Here is a 525-nt window from a genome sequence, read left to right as displayed (position 1 = left end):
GCGGTGCACCGCCCGGGATCAGCGCCATGACGCCGGTCAGGGCGCCAAGCGTGACCGGCGACGGCACGCCGGCCAGCCAGTAGGCGATGCCCAGCACCAGGCCTTCGCCGATGGCGATCACGGTCATGCCGGTCACGGTCGACGAGATCGTCGCGGGCACGACGCGCGAAATCCGTTCCCATCTGGTCGGCAGGATGCGTTCGCCGAGACGGTCGACCTGGCCGGCAAAATGCTCGCCGTCGCGATAGGCGAAGAACAACGCGATCATCATGAACAACAATGTCAGGAGCAAGCCGAAGGCGCTGCCGCCGGCGGCCAGCACACCGCGATAGATGCTGCCGATGTTGGCGCCGCTGACCAGCTGGATCAGTTCACCAATGCCGCCTGGATGGCCGAAATTGGTCGTCCATTGCTCGTTCAGCCACTCCCCCACGACAGGCATGGTGGCGATCCAGTGCGGCGTCACCGCGCCGTGACGGTTGGTCTCGATCGCCCAGGCGACCCATTCGCGGACCTCGTTGATCG

Annotated in this window: 1 protein-coding gene; it reads right to left on the bottom strand. The window is 66.1% G+C overall.

The features are described from left to right. A partial coding sequence (locus tag EN749_RS36950) for an AI-2E family transporter (RefSeq protein WP_128365131.1) occupies positions 1-525 on the bottom strand: 525 nt, incomplete at both ends.

It is taken from the genome of Mesorhizobium sp. M7A.F.Ca.ET.027.02.1.1, from assembly GCF_004022985.1.
Classification (GTDB): domain Bacteria; phylum Pseudomonadota; class Alphaproteobacteria; order Rhizobiales; family Rhizobiaceae; genus Mesorhizobium.
The sequence above is the reverse complement of the archived record's forward strand: the minus strand, read 5'-3'. Positions and strand labels throughout refer to the sequence as shown.